This is a genomic window from Streptomyces sp. NPDC048254, assembly GCF_043201895.1.
Classification (GTDB): domain Bacteria; phylum Actinomycetota; class Actinomycetes; order Streptomycetales; family Streptomycetaceae; genus Streptomyces.
Map to the genome: position 1 here is coordinate 246645 of NZ_JBICZJ010000004.1, position 18546 is coordinate 265190.

Sequence of the window (18546 nt, forward strand, 5' to 3'; positions counted from 1 at the left end):
TCAGCCGGGCGGCGCGGTCACTCAGCCGGTGGCGAGGATCTCCGCCAGCAGGTCGTCCACCGGGATCTCTTCCCGTCCGGGCGGGACGGCCATGTAGGTGTCGCTCAGGAACGAGGCCAGCGCGGGGGCCCAGGCGAACACCACCGCGTGATGGCGTTCGCCGCCGGGCAGGGGATCGCCGAGGAAGTCCATGCGCACTTCCCTCCAGCGCCCCTGCCGTACCGGACGCAGCCGTACGTCGCCGACCCCGACCGGCTCCCTCAGCCCCTCGTTGAGCATCTCCCGGTCCAGCCGCCATCTGGCGAGCACCCGGCCGTCCAGGGTGAACACCGCGGTGACGGCGAACGGGTCTTCGGCGTCGTACGACAGATGGGCGAGGACGGGGCAGCGGGCGGTCCCGTCCGCGCGGAGCTGTACCACCAGGGTCCTGTGCACGATGGGGTTCACGCGAGAGCCCTCCGAGAACGATCGGCTTGGTGTCCTCTAGTACCCCTCTCACATGAAAAACGCTCAATCGTGAGCGGAATCCAGTGCGGAATCTGGTGCGAGTTCCACCGCGGAACCGCTGGATCCGCCCTTCGTACCGCGCAGTGCGGTCAGGCAGGAGCCGATGGCCTGCTGGAGTTCCTCCAGGCGCTGGACCATGTCGTCCTCGTAGAAGTCCTGGGCGTCGTCGAAGGTCAGCTCCTCGAACGCCTTGGTCGCCTTCTGCAGGCTGCTGTAGAACCTGGTGCGCTTCTCCTGGACGCGGAGTTCGGGGTCCGCCTCGACCGTCTCGACGACCAGGTTCTTCATGGTGTCGTAGGCCTCGGTCGCCCACTCGCCGGTGTCCTCGTCCTCGTCCAGCTCGTCGAGGAGCGAGAGATGGCGCTCGGCCTCCTGCCGCAGTTCGACGGGTGCGTCGACCGTCTGCCCGGCAGGTGTCTTGAACTGACCGGACTCGGCGATCTGGCGGACGTATCCGATGCGGTCCGCCGAGCGGCTCTCGGTGGCGACGGCCTTCTTCAGGTCGGCGGTGCGGACCACGTCACGGGCCAGTACCGTCTGCAGGTCCGGGTCCTCCTTGATGCGGTCGAGGAGCGCCGAGCGGGCCGCGCGGGCGGTGGAGGGGTCGGCGAGGATCGCGGCCCGCAGCGCGGTGGGGTTCTCGGCCACTTCGAGGGCCTTGGTGGGCCGGATGCCCTCGGCCTCGGCGGCCTCGGAGATGGCGGTGCCGCGCTCGGAGGTGGCGCTGTTGCGGGAGACGTAGTAGTCCAGCCAGAGGTCGGAGTCCGGGAGCTCGACCTCCTGGCCCGGGGCGAGCGCCTCGAAGTGCGGGACGACACCGTCGTCGGCGGCCCTGTCCCACGCCTTGTAGTAGCGCATCACCCGCTCCGGGGAGCAGCCGGCCAGCTCGGCGAACTCCCTCGCCGACACCTTCGGCGTCTCGTCCGCGCCCTGCCCTCCGGGCCGCACGCTGCGGGCCACCATCAGCCCGAACGTCCAGCCTCCGGTGCGCACATAGGCGCCGAACTCCCGGGCGTCCCGCGCCACGAGGTCGGACAGGGGAGCCGGGGACGCGCTGGACGTCTCGGACGGGTCGATCGCTAGGGTCACGGAGGACGCTCCTGAAGGCTGCCGAACTGCGTACGTACCGACGGGCAGCCTATATCGACCCATTGGCCAGGGTTTGCCGCACGGTCGAAGACCGGCCGGGCGCGGCTCAGCCGGCGGACGCCCGGAACGTGGCCAGGAACGTCTTCAGCGCCAGCGTGTTCGTGGCATCGTCCCAGGCGGCGGCCGGGGCCGTGACGCGCAGTGAGAAGCTGCGGCCGCCGCCCAGCAGGAAACCGCGGCCGAAGGTGCGCGCCCGGTCGGCGCCGGTGCCGGACAGCCACTCCATGTCCGCCGCCTTGTACCCCTGGTAGGTGGTCGCCTTGATCTCGCCGATCCGCCGGTAACCGTCCAGCTGTTCCAGCTGGGGCTCCACGTCGTCCCGCCAGACGGCGACCGGGTCCGGGCCGGCCTGGGTGCTGTAGGTGACGGCGAGGGTGCGCAGGTCGTCGCCGCCCGGGCCGAAGGTGATCCGGTAGGCGACGTCGTCGACCCGCGAGGTGTCGAGACGCTTCCAGCCCGTCGGGAGTGCCACGGAGAAGCCCTCCGGGGCCGTGTAGCGGTGGAACCCGGCCGGGAGTGCACCGGCCGTGGCCGACGGGGAGGGCGACGGCGATGTCTTCGAGGGAGAGGGGGTGGGAGAGGGAGAAGAGGCGGAAGAAGAAGGGGAGGGCGAGGGGGTCGGCCCGTTGCCGTCCGTGCGGTTGCCCGGCTCGGTGGCCGTGGCGGAGGCGCTCGGCGCCGAGCCGGCCAGGGAACCGACGCCCGGGAGTCCCTGGGTGGCGGCGAGCACCGCGACCGAGACGGTCACCACGGCCAGCGCGGTCCCCCCGATCATGGTGGTCCTGCTCCACCCCGAGGCCCGTGCCGCCACGTAGGCGCCGCGCAGCCGGGGCACCGGGGCGGGCTGCCCGATCGCGTCGGGGTCCTCGTCCAGGACACGTGTCAGCGCCTGCCGGACCACCGGCCTGCTCAGCCGTTCCCGGGAGTTCTTGCGGAGCAGCCCCTGCACGACCTGGGTCAGCGGACCGGCCCGCAGCGGGGTGCGCAGCGGCAGCCGGTCCACGCCCTTCAGCGTGGCGTCGGCGCGGCCGCGATCCCGGAACGGCGGCCGGCCCTCGACCATCGTGTAGAGGATCGCGCCGAGCGCCCACAGGTCGGCGGCCGGGCCGATGCGCTCGTCCCTGGCCTGCTCCGGCGAGGCGTACGACGGTGCGGTGACCCGGGGGGCCAGGGTCGCGCCCGCCAGGCCGAACCCGGTGATCACGACCGGGCCCTTGTCACGGACGAAGATCTGGCCGGGGCTGAGCTCGCCGTGCGTGTAGCCCTCGCCGTGCGCGCCGTCCAGCACGTCGAGCACCTCGAGGCCGATCCGGGCGGCCTGCACGAAGTCGAACGTGGTCCGCTGGACGAGGAGTTCGCTGAGCGGCGTGCCGTCGATCAGCTCCGTGACCGTCCACAGCGTGCCCGCCTCCTCGAAGGCGTCGATCACCATGGCGACCCGGCCGGGCCGCAGCGCGCCCATGACCTCGGAGGTGCGCAGGATCCGGGAGGTGGTCCGGCGTACCACGTCGTCGGTGAGGGCGTCGGGCAGCACGATCTGGGTCACCAGACGGGGACGCTCGGCCTGCACGTCCTCCGCGTACCAGCTGATGCGATTCGGCTCGCGGTCGGCGACCTCAATGAGCCGGTACCTTCCGGCGACCAACTGTTGTGCGGAGACATGCGCCTTGACCATCGTCATCCCTCGCTGAAACCCCTGCCTCTTCTTGACCAGAGGTACGCGGGAGGCGCCCCGGTGTGTTCAAAGAATCTGCAACTCCGTGCCCCTTCTTGCCTTTTATTCAAACGGCGTCACCTACCTGGGACTTGAGGAAAACAGCGAATGACCGGGCCCCGACCTGCGGGTAACCGACGGTAAAAGACCGGCTGCGGTCCGCTGGCCGGCCCACTCCGAAGCGCCCGGTACGCGGGGCGGACGGGGCCGGCCGAACCGTCTCAGAGGTCCCGGCGCACCAGGAAGTCCAGCAGGCCGCGCAGCTCCGCCGACGCGAGCGGCAGCCCGGCGAGCAGCGCCTCGGCCCGGGCGGTGTGCCGGCGGGCCTCGGCGAGCGCGGCCGCGCGTCCGCCCGCCTCCTCGATCAACGCGGCCGCCTCCCCGGCGTGCCCTGGCGTGTCGAGCAGCTGGGCGAGCCGGGGTCCGGCGGGGGAGCCGAGCGCGGCCAGGACCGGATACGTCTTCTTCCGCTCCCGCAGATCGCCGTGCACGGGCTTGCCGGTGACGGCCGGGTCGCCCCAGAGCCCCAGCACGTCGTCGACCAGCTGGAACGCCACGCCGAGATGGCGTCCGGCCAGGTCCAGCGAGCCCACCGTGGCCGCGGGCGCGCCGCCGAGCGCGGCCCCCAGCGCGACGGCACACCCCAGCAGCGCGCCCGTCTTCCGCTCGGCCATCACCCGGTACTCCCGCGCCGACACGCCGGTCCAGGGCCGCCCCGCGAACAGCAGATCGTCCGCCTGCCCGTGCACCAGGTCCGCCAGCGCGGCCGACAGCAGCCGCAGGGCACCGGGTCCGCCGGGAGCGGCGGTCAGGGTCTCGACCGCGAGCGCGAAGAGGGCGTCGCCCGCGAGGACGGCCGGTCCGGTGCCGTACGCCTGCCAGACGGCCGGGCGGCGGCGCCGGGTGGCATCGCCGTCCATGATGTCGTCGTGCAGCAGCGAGAAGGCGTGCACCAGCTCGACCGCGACCGCCGCCGGAACCCCGCGCTCCGCGGGCGCGCCGGCCGCCTCCGCGCCGAGCACCGCCAGCGCCTGCCGGACGCCCTTGCCGCCCGGGGCGTCCGCGGGGGAGCCGCCCACCTCGCACCAGCCGAACGCGTACCCGGCCATCTCGCCGACCCAGGGGTGCAGCCGCCCCACCGCCGCCACCAGCGCGGGCCGCACCAGTTCCCGGCACCGGACGAGGGCGTGCGGGGGAGCGGTGACGGGTGCGAGCGCGGTCATCGGACGGCCTCCGCCCCGACGCCGAACTCCGCCTGGGCCCGGGTCACCATCTCCCGGGCGTGCCGCAGACCGGCCCGCTGCAGCACGTCCGCGAGGTCGGCGAGTTCGGCCGCCGTCTCGGCACGGTCACGGCCCAGCCGGGCCAGCGACTTGGCCAGCCCCAGCCGGGCCAGCGCCTCGCCGCGCGGCTCGCTCATCACGCGGAACTCGGTGAGCGCCAGCTCGTACAGTGCCCGCGCCTCGGCGTAACGCCCGGCCCGGTAGAGGACGTTGCCGCGCATCTTGTGGTTGTAGGCCAGCGCGCTGGACAGGTTCATCGCCCGGCACGCCGTCTCCGCCTCGGACAGCAGCGCGAGCGCCCGCCCGGTGTCGCCGTCCCGCACCGACACGATGTCCGCGAGCCCGCGCAACGCCCAGGCGTGTCCGCGCCGGTCCTCCGCTCGCGCCGCTATCCCGGCCGCCTCCTCGAAGAGGGCGTACGCCCGGTCGTACGACCCGGTGTTGCGATGCATCTGCGCGATGCCCTCCAGCGCCCACACCGTGTGCCGGGCCTCGCCGCGCCGCCGCGCCTCGGCGAGCAGTTGCTCGTGCAGCCGCCCCACGGCCGTGTAGTCGCCCTGGATACGGCCGGTCTCGGCGAGCCCGGCCAGCGAGTAGCCGCGCACGACGACGTCCCCGCCCCGCTCGCCGAGGTCGGCCGCCAGCCCCAGCAGCCGCCGGGCCAGCGGGAACGCCCCGCGCTGCCGGGCCAGGGTGCCGCCGCTCCACAGCGCCCACGCCATCGCCGCCGGGTCCCCGGCCGCCCGGGCGGCACGGTAACTCGCCTTCCAGGCCCGGTCGGCCTCCTCCACCTGTCCCAGGCGCCGATGCGCCTCGGCGACGGCCAGCCCGCAGCGGGCCTCCTCGTCACGGCGGCCGGACCGCTCGGCCTCACGCAGCCGCTCGATGCCCTCGGCCAGCACGTCGACCAGCGACGAGTTCACGGACAGGGAGGTCAACGCGCCCTGGTACTCCGGGGCGAAGGCCTTGCCGTACATGGGTGACATGGGTGCCTCTCTACGCGGGGTGCGTATACACACCGTCTATACATCGCATGTATACACGATGCGTATAGTGTGCCCGAAATGCGCCCTGGCCGCGGGGGCCAGGGCTTCGCTGTTGTGAATCAAGACGTCGGCACGGCCGTCGGGGTTGCCTGCGTGGCGCGGATCACCGCGCGACGGTGTCAGTGCTGCTGAGCCTTCTGCGGCGTCACCTCGCTCGGGCGCACCACGACGAACCCCTCACCCTGGAGCATCAGCTGAACCGCTTCCCCCGAACCGCCGCGCAGCATCGACCCGATGGACTGCGAGCGGTGCAGCGAGGTCTGCAACTGCGTGGTCCAGCCCACCACCGCGTCCGTGTCGACGTACACCGGCGCCTGCGGCGAGACCGGGATGACCAGCGGGTTGCCGTCGCAGATCAGCCCCAGCCGGCCCTGTCCGGTGAACACGCTGTTGAACAGACCGCCGCCGGCTATGCCGGACCCCTTCACGGTCTTGATCTCGTACGACAGCGAGGCGTCGAAACACAGGACGTTGCGGCCGTTGACCGTGAACTGGTCGCCCGGCTCGACCTCGACGATGAAACAGTTCTGTGCCTCGTGCGCGAACCAGGCCTCGCCCTGGCCCTGCACGGACATCAGGGGCAGCCCCTCGCCGGTGACCGCGCGCTTGAGCATCCCGCCCACGCCCTGGCCCTTGCGCTCGAACTTCAGGCTGCCGCGGTGCGCGATCATCGCGCCCTGGCGTGCGAACATCTCGCCGTTCACGGCGTACCTGACGCACTTCGCGTTCTCGATCGTCATGCCCGGCGCGACGGCCGGCTCCACCATGTGCTGACTGGAAAAGAGATCACCCTTCATGCCGGGCATGGTGTCCCGGACGGACCCGTTCCGCCAAGATCGCGGACCGTATCGGTTCAGGCACCGAACAGCTGGGTCCAGTACGTGCCCGCCCGGCCGCCGCCCGCGAAGCCGATGCCGATGTGGGTGAAGTCCGGTTTGAGGATGTTCGCCCGGTGGCCGGGGCTGTTCATCCAGCCGTCCACCACCTCGGCGGCCGAGCGCTGGCCGCAGGCGATGTTCTCGCCGATGGTGCGCATCCGGGAGCCCGCGTTGGCGGCCCGGTCCCAGGGCTGGGTCCCCTCGGGCGAGGTGTGCGAGTAGAAGTCCCGGGTCGCCATGTCCGTGCTGTACGCCTGTGCCGCCGTGGCCAGGTGCGGATCCACCGCGAGCGGCCGAAGCCCGGCCCGGGCGCGCTCCCTGTTGGTGAGGTCGACGACCTCGGCGCGGGTGCGGGTCAGTTCGGCCGGGGTGAGGGGCCTGGCCCACAGCGCGGTCCAGTAGGTGTCCCCGTCCCGCGGGCCGTCCACGTGGGCCAGGCCGGCGTGGGTGAAGGCCGGGTCGAGCAGGGTGCGCCGGGCGCCCTCGGTGCGCAGGCAGTAGTCGACGAACTCGGCCGGGGTGCGCGGGCCCGAGACGAGATGCTCGCCGACCGTGACGTACGCGAATCCGGTGCGGTCGATCCGCTGGTGGAGCGAGACGCCGTCGAGGCTCTCGGTGGCCAGCCGGCCGGCGTCGGCCATCGCGGTGGCGTGGGCGAGGGCGGCGGAGGTGAGCCGGGCGTCCGGGGCCACCGGTGGCCGGCCGGCCCGGGCGCGGGCGGAGTTGACCAGGCCCAGCAGACCGTCCGGGTCCGGGAGCGCGGCCGCCGAGGGCCGGGGCGGTGCGGCCGCGGTGCGCTGGGCGGGGATCGTGGGCCGCACCGCCGGGGCCGGCTGCCGGTCCTCGACGACATCGACCCCGAAGTCCCGGGCCAGCCCCGCCAGTCCGTCGGCGTATCCCTGTCCGACGGCGCGCAGCTTCCAGCCGGAGCCCCGGCGGTATATCTCGGCGAGCAGCAGGAGGGTCTCCGTCTGCGGGCGCGGCGGGGCGAACCGGGCCACCGTCCGGCCGACGCGGTCGGTGACATGCAGCGCGGAGGCGGGCAGCCGGCCGAGCGGGGTGCCCGGCTCGGCGGCGGTGACGGTGAGGGTGACGCGCTCGGCGCCGGTCCGCAGCCGGGCCGGCTCGACGGTCAGTGTGTCGCCGCGCAGCCGGACGCCGGGCGCGTCCGGCTGGTTGTAGAAGACGAAGTCGGTGTCGCCGCCGACCTTGCCGCTCTCGTCGGTGATCAGCGCGGAGACGTCGAAGGGACCGGGCACCCGCAGCGTCAGCGCGCCGTCCGGAAGGGGCAGATTGCCCCCGGGGACCAGCTCGCTCATCGCGCCGCCTCCGCGAGGTCAGGGGCCGAACATCGCGCCCGGTGGGGAAGTCGCCGGTAGAACGTCCGGCCCGGGCACGAGGTTCCCTCGACGAGGTGCGGCGGTGCGCCCGCGGCTCTCGCGGCTACCGCACCCGCGGCTGATGCCTCCGCGGCGGAGGCGGGCGCCACCGCTCCCGCGGTGAGCGAGGCGCCATCCCTCCCGCGGTGAGCGAGGTGCCATCCCTCCCGCGGTGAGCGAGGCGCCATCCCTCCCGCGGTGAGCGAGGCGCCATCCCTCCCGCGGTGAGCGAGGCGCCACCCCTCCCGCGGTGAGCGAGGTGCCGCCGCTCCCGCGGTGAGTAAGGGGCCGCCGCTACTGCTCCCAAGGTGAGCGAGGCGGTGCCCCTCCCGCGGAGATTGAGGTGCCGCCGCTACTGCTCCCGGGGTGCGGCCGGTGCGATGTCCTCCCGTTCGAGTGGTGTCCCGGCGCTCCGCGTCGCCGCGCGCTTGCCGCAGAACGCCGGCTCCAACGTGCCCGCCAGCGTGTTGAGCACGGCCGAGCTGTTGGAGGCGTTGGCCAGCGCGGTGAGGCTGCGCTTGCCGTCCTTCGTGGTGAACGCGTACGTGTAGTAGCCCTGCACGGCGCCCGTGTGGCCGTACACCGAGATCCCGCACGAGAGATCGCGGCGGCGCAGCCCCAGGCCGTAGGAGGTCGTGGCGTTGACCCGGGTGAAGCGCTCCATCTCCGCGAGGCGTGCGGCGGACGTCAGCTTGCCCCGGACCAGCGCCGAGTAGAAGGTGTCGAGGTCCTGGGCGGTGGAGACGATGGCGCCCGCGCTCTGCGCCCAGGACACCGTCTGGTCCGTCGCGTCGATCGGCTTGGCGCCCGCCTCGTCCGCGGTGAGGTAGCCGTTGGCGTGCTGCCCGGGGATCTTCGTGTCGGGGTGGACGTAGAAGGTGTCGCGCAGCTTCAGCGGCTTGAAGACGCGGTTCTCGTACTCGGTCCGCACGCTGTGCCCGGTGAGCTTCTCGATCAGCATCCCGGCGACCACGAAGTTGGTGTTGGAGTAGGAGTAGGCGGCCCCCGGCGCGTTGGTGCGCGGCTTCTTGAGGGAGAGGTTCACCAACTGGCGGTAGGTGAAGACCTTGTTCCGCACCGCCTCGAAGCCCGACACGCTGCTGGCGAACATGTCGTTGGTGTAGTCGTACAGACCGCTGCGGTGGCTGAGCACGTGCCGCACGGTGATGCGGTCGTCGGGCAGCAGCCCCGGAAGATAGCGGTTGACCGGTGCGTCCAGGGCGAGCTTGCCCTCGTCCACCAGTTGCAGCAGGACGACCGCCGAGAACGTCTTGGTGACACTGCCCACGCGGAACCGGTCGCCCGTGGTGATGGCACGCCTGGTGGTCCGGTCGGCGACGCCCCGCGTGGTCTTGTAGACCGCCGCACCGTCGTCGATCCGGGCCATCGCGCCGGGTGCGCCCGTCGCCACCACCGAGTTCAGCACCGCGGCCATGCCCGCGGTGTCCGGCGCCGGCAGGGCGGCGGCCGGCCGGGGCTCCGCTCCCGCCTTCATCGGCGCCGCCTGGGCCGGTACCGCGAGCAGTGACAACGCCACCGCTCCGAGCACCGCGCTTCTGCTCACCTTTGCCGAGACCATCCGAACCCTGCTCCTCTCTGTCTGTTTCCGATGCGAGATGGGTCACATGCGCTTCAGGGAACCCTCTCGCATCCCGTCACATCTCCACAGTCGACGCACAGTTGGTCACTCCGTGATCACCATGCGGTGCGGATTTGCAAAGTATTGCCACGAAAAGCAAGAAAAGCGACGAACCGCGCTTTACATGGACATGACTCGTCCGGAAGGGTTGCGGCCGGGGCCCGACCAGCCCCTTGGCGCCTCAACAGCGCCGTGCCGCAGGGCGGTCGGTGCTGGATCCCGGCCGTCTTCGAACGTAAGGAACCCTGATCAGTGCGTAGCGCGCACATACGCAGCGTGGCGGTCGCCGTCGCCGTGACGACGGCCGCCACGGGCCTGACCGGTACGGCCTTCGCCGGTCCCACCGCGGGGGTGCAACAGCGGGCCGCGGCAGCCGCCACGACGGCCGCACAGGTGGTGACCGCGGCCCGGACCGCGGCCTTCGCCCACGCCTCGGCGACCGGTGTCGGCGCGGGCGACGAGCTCCAGGCACAGGACGTGATGATCGACCCGGAGGGGGCGCGCCATGTCCGCTTCGTCCGCACCCACCAGGGCATGCCGGTGCTCGGCGGCGATCTCGTCGTCCATCTTTCCCGTCGGTTGGCCTACACCGGCGTCACCCGGGCGGCCGACCACACCGTCCGGCCCGGCTTCACCGAGGCGAAGCTGACGGCCCGCCAGGCCGAGGAGAAGGCCGCCTCGGCCGCCGACGGCGACGCCGGCGCCGCCGCACTCGTGGTGGACGCCCGTGGCGCCGCCTCGGCCCTCGCCTACCAGGTGGCGGTCGACGCCCCGGACGGCGCCCGTACGGTCGTCGTCGACGCCCTCACGGGCAAGGTCCGCAGCAACATGCCGGACAACGACGAGTTCCTCTCGCCCAAGGTGCTGGACACCCTCCGCAAGCGCGGCGAGACCCTCGACCCGGCCACGGGCATCGCCGCGCACACCGACGCCTTCGCCGGCGCGTCCGTCTCCGCCGCCGCCCGCTACCCGGCGACCGCGCACGGCTTCGGCAAGTCGCTCTTCGTCGGCAAGGTCCCGCTCACCACCACGCAGACCGCCCGCAAGAGCTTCCTGCTCAAGGACCCCACCCGCTACGGCACCGAGACCCGGGACGCCAAGGGCAGGGAGACCGAGAGCTTCGCCCAGGGCACCAAGTTCACCAGCACCACCGACAGTTGGGGCAACGGCGCCACCAGCAGCCGGGGCAGCGCCGCGGCCGACGCCCAGTACGGCATCACCAAGACCCTGGACTTCTACAAGAAGACCTTCGGCCGCAAGGGCATCGCGAACAACTCCAAGCCCGCCCGAGCCATGGTCCACTGGGGCAAGAAGGTCGGCAACGCCTTCTGGGACTCGGACTGCGGCTGCATGCTGTACGGCGACGGCGACGGGCAGGAGATCAAGAAGCCGCTGGTCGTCCTCGACGTCACCGGTCACGAGCTGACCCACGGCGTGGTGGACGCGACCGCCAAGCTCGAACCGACGTACGTCGACAACGACGGCAACCAGTTCGGCGAACCCGGCGCGTTGAACGAGTCGCTGGCCGATGTCTTCGGCTCGAACGTGGAGTTCTCCGCCAACAACCCGAAGAACCCGCCGAACTACCTGCTCGGCGAGAAACTGGGGCTGCAGCAGAAGTTCCTGCGCCGTCTCGACCACCCCTCGCTCGACCGCCTCGAAGGCACGGTCGACTACTGGTCGCCCGAGGTGGCGGACGCCGAGGTGCACGCCGGCTCCGGCGTCTCCTCGCACGCCTACTACCTGCTCGCCGAGGGCAGCGGCCGCAAGAAGATCGGCGCCACCACCTACGACTCGCCGACCTACGACGGGTCCACGGTCACCGGCATCGGCCGCGCCAAGGCCACGGCGATCTTCTACCGGGCCCTGACCCGGTACATGGTCTCCTCGACCGACTTCCACGGCGCGCGGGTCGCGACGCTGAAGGCGGCCAAGGACCTCTACGGCGCGAGCGGCGTCGAGTACCGCACGGTCGACCAGGCCTGGGCCGCGGTCAACGTCACCGAGGCCAACAAGCCGGCCGCCCGCCACTGACGGGCACGCCACACCGCTGATCCGGGTGCCCTGTCGGGGGGCCGGGCACCCGGATCACTCCCACCGGTGGAACCGGATCGAAGCCACCGGTGGAACGCGCGTCAACGCCCCCACGTCACCCGCTATTTGAAGGCCACGGCAGCCTCACAGTCAACCTTCAGGTGATTCCTGTTTCTTTTATTGACAGCGGAAAATAAGCCACCTAAGTTCCCGGCCATGCGCTCCACCTCCCGTGCCGAGACGTTCCCGGCCCACACGCCGGCCGTCTCGCAGATCTTCACCACGGTCCTGTCCCACGGCCCCCTCACCCGGCTGGAGGCGGCCCGCCGGGCCGGCCTGTCGGCGGCGGCCGTGACCAAGGCCGTCCGGCCGCTGCTCGCGGCCGGATATCTGGCGGAGGACGCCGACGGAGAGGCCCGGCCGGCCCTCGGGCGCCCCGCCAACCTGGTGCGGGTCGACGGCGGACGCGCGCTGTTCATCGGGGTCAAGGTGACCGGCGACGAGGTCATCGCCGTCCTCACCGACCTGTGCTGCCGGATCCGCCTGGCCCGTCGGCTGCCGGTCAGGGACCGTGCCGCCAAGGCCGTCCTGACCTCCATCGCCGACCTGACCCACGAACTGCGCACCGAGGCCGAGGACTTCGGCGTTCCCGTCCTCGGTCTCGGCATCGCGGTCTCCGGCGACGTGGACCGCGCCGAAGGGGTCGTGCGCTACTCGCCCTTCCTCGACTGGCGGGACGTGGCCCTCGCCGAACTCGCCGCCATGACCACGGGGTTGCCGGTCGTCGTCGACAACGACGTACGCGCCCTGGCCGTCGCCGAGCAGTGGTTCGGCGCCGGGGTCGGGCTCTCCGACTTCGCCGTGGTCACCGTCGGCGCCGGTATCGGCTGCGCACTGGTGATCCACGGCCGGCTGGTCGCGGGCGCGCACGGGGTGGCGGGGGAGATCGGCCATGTGGCCATCGACCCGGCCGGGCCCGTGTGCCACTGCGGCAACCGCGGCTGCGTGGAGGCGATCGCCGGGGACGCCGCGATCGTCACCCGCATGCGCGAGGTGACGGGCCGGCAAGTGGCCGACTCCGCCAAGGCGGTGGCCCTGGCCCACGAAGGCGTGCCCGGAGCGCGGGAGGTGTACGCCCGCGCCGGCGAGGCCATCGGCCGCGGCATCGCCACCGTGGCCAACCTCTTCGGCCCCGAGCGCGTGATCATCTCCGGCGAGGGACTCGCCGCCTACGACCTCTTCGCCGAGCAGATCCTCGACTCGTTCACCGCGGCCGCCTTCGGCTCCGCCGCGCAGTGCGACGTACAGACCCGTCCACTCCCGTTCGAGGAGTGGGCGCGCGGGGCCGCGGCCGCCGCGATCCAGTCCTTCATCACCTCGTCTCCCACCCCAATGGGCAAGGGCTGAGCCGCCCAAGACCCCGACCCCAGGAGGGCCCATGCGGTCACCTTCGTACTCCGTCCTGCCCGCACGCGGGCTCAGAACCGTTCTGGTGCTGGCACTCACCGCGGCCTTCGCGGCCGCCGTGCCGGCCGCCCAGGCCCAGACGCCCGCCCCGATCGCCGCCAAGCCCTACATGGGCTGGTCGAGTTGGAGCATGCAGTCGTCCAAGTACCCCGGCCTGAACGACCAGGGCGACTACAGCTATCTCACCGAGGCGAACGTCCTCAAGCAGACCGACGCCATGGCGAGCAAGCTGAAGAAGTACGGCTACGAATACGTCAACATCGACGCCGGCTGGTGGATGGACTGGAACTGGAAGTCCGGCTACGACCAGTACGGCCGCCAGAAGGCCGACTCCGCCCGCTTCCCCAGCGGCATGAAGGCCGTCGCCGACCACATCCACGCCAAGGGCCTCAAGGCCGGCATCTACCTCCCGGCCGGCCTGGAGAAGGGCGCCTACGGCGACGGCAAGACGCCGATCTGGAACGCCGACGGCTGCACCACCGCCGACATCGTCTACGACGACCTGCGCACCACCAACGGCTGGGACAGCGCGTACAAGATCGACTTCGACAAGCCGTGCGCGCAGAAGTACATCGACTCCCAGGCCCAGATGATCGCCGGCTGGGGCTATGACTTCCTCAAGCTCGACGGCGTGGGCCCCGGCTCCGGCAAGAGCGGCGACCAGTACAACAACATCGCCGACGTGGCCGCCTGGAACAAGGCGATCACCGCCACCGGCCGCCCGATCCACCTGGAAGCCTCCTGGTCGCTGGACTTCGGTCACGCCGCCGACTGGAAGAAGTACACCAACGGCTGGCGCATCGACACCGACGTCGAGTGCTACTGCAACACCCTGGTCAGCTGGGAGAACTCGGTCGACGACCGCTGGGACGACACCCCGGCCTGGACCGACAAGGCGGGCCCCGGAGGCTGGAACGACCTCGACTCCCTCGACGTCGGCAACGGCGCGATGGACGGCCTCACCAAGGCCGAACGGCAGAGCTACGCCACGCTCTGGGCCGTCGCCAAGTCGCCCCTGTTCACCGGCGACGACATCACCAAGCTCGACGACTACGGCGTCTCCCTGCTGACCAACCGCGAGGTCATCGCCGTCGACCAGAGCGACAACCCGCCGGCCCGGCCCATCACCCCGTCCGACCCGCAGCAGGTCTGGGCGGCGAAGAACGCCGACGGCACGTACACGGTGGCGCTGTTCAACCTCGCGGACTCGCCCGCTTCGGTCACCGCCGACTGGACGGCCCTCGGCTTCAGCGGCAAGGCCTCGGTGCGGGATCTGTGGAACCGCGAGAACCTCGGTTCGTACACGAGCAAGATCACCGAGGCGCTGCCGGCGCACGGCTCGCGGCTGTTCACCGTGACGCCGAAGGGCAGTGCGCTTGCCTCCACCGGCTATGAGGCCGAGGCGAGCGGCAACACGCTGAGCGGCAACGCCTCCGTCGCCGGGTGCGACGCCTGCTCCGGTGCGAAGAAGGTCGGAAACCTGTACGTCGGCGGCAAGCTGACCTTCAACAACGTCGTCGTCGACAAGGCCGGCACGTACCTGGTGAAGGTCGCGTATGTCAGCGGTGACTCTCGGTCGGCCACGATCTCGGCCAACTCCGGGGGCGGCACCAGCCACAAGTTCCCGTCGACCGGGGACTGGGGGACCGTGGCGACGGTGAGTGTGCCGGTGACCCTGAAGGCCGGTGCGAACACGATCAACTTCGACAGCGGGTCGGGGTACGCGCCGGACGTCGACCGGATCGACGTTCCCAAGTCTCCCCGGTAGCCGACTCGGTACGCGCGTCGTCGGGAACTGCCGGCCGGTGGGGGCCGGTCGCGCAGTTCCCCGCGCCCCTGAAGGGGCGCCCCCCTCACGGACGTTGGATTGGAACCCCATGGACAACCACCCCAGCAGACGCGGCTTTCTGGCCCTCGCCGCCGCCACCGGGGCCCTCGCCTCGCTCCCCTCCTTCACCGCTTCCGCCGCCCCGCTGCGGTCCTCCGAGCCGCTCGCCTCCGCCCGTCACCAGCTCTGGTGGCAGGCGCCCGCCGACGACGGGTCGATGATCACGCAGGGGCTGCCCGTCGGCAACGGCCGGCTCGGTGCCCTCGCGAGCAACGACTCCGGGCGTGAGCTCCTCCTGATCACCGACGCCACCCTGTGGACCGGCGGTCTCAACGACACCCTCGACTCCGACGGCCAGTTCCCCTACGGCCGCGCCGACTTCGGTTCGCTCACCCTGCTGGCCCGGCTCGTCGTCGAGATACCCGACCACGACCTGGGCGCCGTCTCCGACTACCGCCGCACCCTCGACCTCGACAACGGCGTGGTCTCGGCGTCCTACGTCCGCTCCGGGGTGACCTACCGGCGGCAGATCTTCGCCAGCCGCCCCGACGACGTGATCGTGGTGCACTTCAGCCAGGACGGCGGCGGGCGCTACACCGGCACCCTCACCTTCGAGGGCACCCACGGCGAGACCGGCGGCACGGCCGAGTCGTTCGCCGGGTCCTTCGCCAACGGGCTGAAGTACGGGGCCGCCGTGAACGCGTACGGCAGCGGTGGCAGCGTGCGGGTGAGCGGCTCGCACATCACCTTCACCAACTGCCGGGACCTGACGGTCGTACTCAGCGGTGGTACGAACTACGCGCCGGACGCCGCCGCCGGCTACCGCGACCCGTCCCTCGACCCGCGGGCGCTCGCCCGCACCAAGGTCAAGACCGCCGCCCGGCACTCGGCGGACTCGCTGCTGCGTACCCACGCCGCCGACCACCGGGCGCTGTTCGGGCAGTTCGACCTGTCGCTCGGCACCTCGACGGCCGACCAGCGCGAACTCGACACCTGGGCGCGCATCCAGGCCCGTGCCGACACCGGCGACCCCGACCCGGAACTGGAAGCCGCCTACGCCCAGTTCGGCCGCTATCTGATGATCGCCGGATCCCGTGACAGTCTGCCGATGGGCCTCCAGGGCATCTGGCTGGACGGCAACGACCCGGACTGGATGGGCGACTACCACACCGACATCAACATCCAGATGAACTACTGGATGTCCGACCGGCTGGGCCTGTCCCAGTGCTTCGACGCCTACACCGACTACTGCGTCGACCAGCTCCCGGCCTGGACGGACCTCACCCAGCGGCTCTTCCAGGACTCCCGCAACCGCTACCGCAACTCCAGCGGCAAGGTGGCCGGCTGGACCGTCGCCATCTCCACCAACCCCTTCGGCGGAGGCGGCTGGTGGTGGCACCCGGCGGGCAACGCCTGGCTCTGCCAGAGCCTGTGGGAGCACTACGAGTTCACCCAGTCCCGCGCCCACCTGGAGAAGATCTACCCTCTTCTCAAGGGCGCCTGCGAGTTCTGGGAGGCGCGGCTGCTCACCACCACCCTGGACGACGGGAGGGAAGTGCTGATCGCGGACAGCGACTGGTCGCCGGAGCAGGGACCGCTGGACGCCAAGGGCATCACCTACGCCCAGGAACAGGTGTGGATGCTGTTCGGCAACTTCCGGACTGCGGCCGCCGAGCTGAAGAGGGATGCTGGATACGCGGGCACCATCGGCAAGCTCCGCGACCGCCTCTACCTGCCGGTGGTGAGCCCCAAGACCGGCTGGCTGGAGGAGTGGATGTCCCCGGACAACCTCGGTGAGACAACTCACCGCCACCTCTCGCCGCTGATCAACCTCTTCCCCGGCGACCGGATCCGCCCCGACGGCTCCACCCCCGACGACATCGTGAAGGGCGCCACCGCCCTGCTCACCGCACGCGGCATGGACAGCTTCGGCTGGGCCAACGCCTGGCGCTCGCTGTGCTGGTCGCGGCTGAAGGACGCCGACAAGGCCTACCAGCTCGTCGTCAGGAACCTGCGCCCCTCCGACAACGGCAGCAACGGCACCTCACCCAACCTCTTCGACATCTACCAGGTCGAGGAAGGCCGGGGCATCTTCCAGATCGAGGCCAACTTCGGTACCCCGGCGGCGATCCTGGAGATGCTGCTGTACTCCCGCCCCGGCCACCTGGAACTCCTGCCCGCCCTGCCCGCCGCCTGGGCCGCCTCCGGCAAGGTCACCGGGGCGGGCGCGCGCGGCGGCTTCGTCGTCGACCTGAGCTGGCGCGACGGCAAGCCGACGGAGGCCCGCATCCGCAGCGTCGGGGGCCGTACGACGACGGTGGCCTACGGCGGCAAGACACGGACGGTCACGCTGAAGCCCGGCGCGTCCGTCACGCTGAAGGACCTCGCGTGGTGACCGGCCGGTTCGCGCGACTCCTCGGCCTCGCCTCCGTATTACTGGCGACGGTCGCCTGCCAGACCGGGCCCGCCCAGGCGGCACCTGTGTGGGAGCCTCCCGTGCAGACCGCCACCGCCCGGCACGACGTCGTCACCTGGGGGGCGAGCGCCGACCAGATGGGCCAGGGCACCGCCGACCGCGGCTATCGGCTGGTCGTACACACCAGCGCCGCCGGCGGCGATCTGCGGGTCCGGCTCTCCAACGCCTTCGGCGACCGGCCCCTGACCCTGGACAGCGTCTACGCGGGACTCCAGAGCCAGGGCGCCGCCCTCAAGGCGGGCAGCAACAAGCGGCTGACCTTCGACGGCGCCCGCACGGTCACCGTGCCCGCGGGTGCCACCGCGTGGAGCGACCCGCTGCCCGGCAGCCTGCCCGCCGGCAGCAACCTGGTCGTCAGCCTGCACAGCCCGGACGCGGCCGGCCCCGCCACCGGCCACTGGATGGCGATGCAGACCTCCTACGCCACCCAGGGCGACCACACCGCCGAGGAGAGCGCCGCCAACTGGACGGAGACCACCGGCTCCTGGTGGTACCTGGACTCGGTCTCCGTACGGCCGTCGAACCCGGCCACCGGCGCCGTGGTCGCGCTCGGCGACTCCATCACCGACGGCTGGGCGTCCACCACCGACCTCAACCGCCGCTGGCCGGACTATCTCGCCCGCCGGCTCCAGAAGGCGGACACCGAGGTCAAGGGCGTCGCCGACGAGGGGATCTCCGGCAACCAGGTCCTCGCCGACGGCGCCGGGCAGGCGGCCCTGCACCGGCTGGACCGCGACGTCCTCAGCCAGCCGGGCGTCCGTACCGTTTTCCTTTTCGAGGGGGTCAACGACATCAAGGCCCACACCGGGGTCACCGCGGCCGACCTGATCGCCGGATACCAGGAGGTCGTCCGGCGGGCGCACGCGGCCGGCAAGTGCGTGGTCGCCTCGACCGTCGGGCCGTTCGAGGGCTGGTCGGAGTGGGACCCGGCGGGCGAGGCCGTACGGCAGGAGGTCAACCAGTACATCCGCACCAGCGGGGAGTTCGACGGGACCGCCGACTTCGACCGGATCCTGCGCAGCCCCTACGACCAGGCGCGGATGCTGCCGTTCCTCGACGGCGGCGACCACATCCACCCCAACGACAAGGGAATGGCGGCCATGGCCGACTCCGTCGACCTGGCGAGCCTCGACTGCAACCGCTGAA

13 protein-coding genes are annotated in these 18546 nt (G+C 71.7%); 5 read left to right on the forward strand and 8 right to left on the reverse strand.

Annotated elements, in window-relative coordinates:
- Nucleotides 1–21 precede the first annotated feature (21 nt).
- From ACGFZQ_RS13795 to ACGFZQ_RS13830, 8 genes are all read right to left on the reverse strand, one after another.
- Entirely contained in the window at nucleotides 22–447 is a 426-nt protein-coding gene (locus tag ACGFZQ_RS13795) for an SsgA family sporulation/cell division regulator (RefSeq protein WP_393840528.1), read from the reverse strand.
- A 63-nt stretch (nucleotides 448–510) separates the two neighbouring features.
- Nucleotides 511–1596 carry a hypothetical protein gene (locus ACGFZQ_RS13800; protein ID WP_393840529.1) on the reverse strand — a complete coding sequence of 362 codons (1086 nt, stop codon included), beginning with the start codon at nucleotides 1594–1596 and terminating at the stop codon, nucleotides 511–513.
- 106 nt (nucleotides 1597–1702) lie between these two features.
- The gene (locus tag ACGFZQ_RS13805; RefSeq protein WP_393840530.1) at nucleotides 1703–3337 is read right to left on the reverse strand and encodes a serine/threonine protein kinase; all 1635 of its coding nucleotides are present in this window, start codon (nucleotides 3335–3337) and stop codon (nucleotides 1703–1705) included.
- Between the two features lie 254 nt (nucleotides 3338–3591).
- The gene (locus ACGFZQ_RS13810; RefSeq protein ID WP_393840531.1) at nucleotides 3592–4593 is read right to left on the reverse strand and encodes a polyprenyl synthetase family protein; all 1002 of its coding nucleotides are present in this window, start codon (nucleotides 4591–4593) and stop codon (nucleotides 3592–3594) included.
- On the reverse strand, nucleotides 4590–5630 hold the full coding sequence (locus ACGFZQ_RS13815) for a tetratricopeptide repeat protein (protein ID WP_393840777.1): 1041 nt from the start codon (nucleotides 5628–5630) through the stop codon (nucleotides 4590–4592). Before ACGFZQ_RS13815 ends, ACGFZQ_RS13810 begins: the two co-directional genes overlap by 4 nt.
- A 188-nt stretch (nucleotides 5631–5818) precedes the next feature.
- Nucleotides 5819–6496 (reverse strand): AIM24 family protein, encoded by a 678-nt coding sequence (locus tag ACGFZQ_RS13820; RefSeq protein WP_351737586.1) that lies wholly within the window; start codon nucleotides 6494–6496, stop codon nucleotides 5819–5821.
- 56 nt (nucleotides 6497–6552) lie between these two features.
- Complete coding sequence (locus tag ACGFZQ_RS13825) at nucleotides 6553–7896, reverse strand: CAP domain-containing protein (protein WP_393840532.1); 1344 nt, start codon at nucleotides 7894–7896, stop codon at nucleotides 6553–6555.
- 412 nt (nucleotides 7897–8308) lie between these two features.
- On the reverse strand, nucleotides 8309–9535 hold the full coding sequence (locus ACGFZQ_RS13830; RefSeq protein WP_393840533.1) for a serine hydrolase domain-containing protein: 1227 nt from the start codon (nucleotides 9533–9535) through the stop codon (nucleotides 8309–8311).
- A gap of 312 nt (nucleotides 9536–9847) precedes the next feature.
- On the opposite strand from ACGFZQ_RS13830, the gene ACGFZQ_RS13835 reads away from it, so the two are divergent.
- The 5 genes from ACGFZQ_RS13835 to ACGFZQ_RS13855 all read left to right on the forward strand — a co-directional run bounded on the left by ACGFZQ_RS13835 (nucleotide 9848) and on the right by ACGFZQ_RS13855 (nucleotide 18545).
- Entirely contained in the window at nucleotides 9848–11629 is a 1782-nt protein-coding gene (locus tag ACGFZQ_RS13835) for a M4 family metallopeptidase (RefSeq protein ID WP_393840534.1), read from the forward strand.
- A gap of 216 nt (nucleotides 11630–11845) precedes the next feature.
- The gene (locus ACGFZQ_RS13840) at nucleotides 11846–13036 is read left to right on the forward strand and encodes an ROK family protein (RefSeq protein ID WP_393840535.1); all 1191 of its coding nucleotides are present in this window, start codon (nucleotides 11846–11848) and stop codon (nucleotides 13034–13036) included.
- A gap of 31 nt (nucleotides 13037–13067) precedes the next feature.
- The gene (locus ACGFZQ_RS13845) at nucleotides 13068–14864 is read left to right on the forward strand and encodes an alpha-galactosidase D (RefSeq protein ID WP_393840536.1); all 1797 of its coding nucleotides are present in this window, start codon (nucleotides 13068–13070) and stop codon (nucleotides 14862–14864) included.
- A gap of 109 nt (nucleotides 14865–14973) precedes the next feature.
- Nucleotides 14974–17319, forward strand: a complete 2346-nt coding sequence (locus ACGFZQ_RS13850; RefSeq protein ID WP_393840537.1) for a glycoside hydrolase N-terminal domain-containing protein — start codon at nucleotides 14974–14976, stop codon at nucleotides 17317–17319.
- Nucleotides 17316–18545, forward strand: coding sequence for an SGNH/GDSL hydrolase family protein (locus ACGFZQ_RS13855; RefSeq protein ID WP_393840778.1), 1230 nt, complete (start codon nucleotides 17316–17318; stop codon nucleotides 18543–18545). The genes ACGFZQ_RS13850 and ACGFZQ_RS13855 overlap by 4 nt, the downstream gene beginning before the upstream one ends.
- Nucleotide 18546 lies beyond the last annotated feature (1 nt).

Bases quoted from the DNA above. Each gene is read 5' to 3' on its own strand.
- ACGFZQ_RS13840 (WP_393840535.1), top strand. From the start codon at position 11,846: ATGCGCTCCACCTCCCGTGCCGAGACGTTCCCGGCCCACACGCCGGCC.
- ACGFZQ_RS13820 (WP_351737586.1), bottom strand. From the start codon at position 6,496: ATGAAGGGTGATCTCTTTTCCAGTCAGCACATGGTGGAGCCGGCCGTC.
- ACGFZQ_RS13825 (WP_393840532.1), bottom strand. From the start codon at position 7,896: ATGAGCGAGCTGGTCCCCGGGGGCAATCTGCCCCTTCCGGACGGCGCG.
- ACGFZQ_RS13850 (WP_393840537.1), top strand. From the start codon at position 14,974: ATGGACAACCACCCCAGCAGACGCGGCTTTCTGGCCCTCGCCGCCGCC.
- ACGFZQ_RS13815 (WP_393840777.1), bottom strand. From the start codon at position 5,630: ATGTACGGCAAGGCCTTCGCCCCGGAGTACCAGGGCGCGTTGACCTCC.
- ACGFZQ_RS13810 (WP_393840531.1), bottom strand. From the start codon at position 4,593: ATGACCGCGCTCGCACCCGTCACCGCTCCCCCGCACGCCCTCGTCCGG.
- ACGFZQ_RS13830 (WP_393840533.1), bottom strand. From the start codon at position 9,535: ATGGTCTCGGCAAAGGTGAGCAGAAGCGCGGTGCTCGGAGCGGTGGCG.
- ACGFZQ_RS13845 (WP_393840536.1), top strand. From the start codon at position 13,068: ATGCGGTCACCTTCGTACTCCGTCCTGCCCGCACGCGGGCTCAGAACC.
- ACGFZQ_RS13805 (WP_393840530.1), bottom strand. From the start codon at position 3,337: ATGACGATGGTCAAGGCGCATGTCTCCGCACAACAGTTGGTCGCCGGA.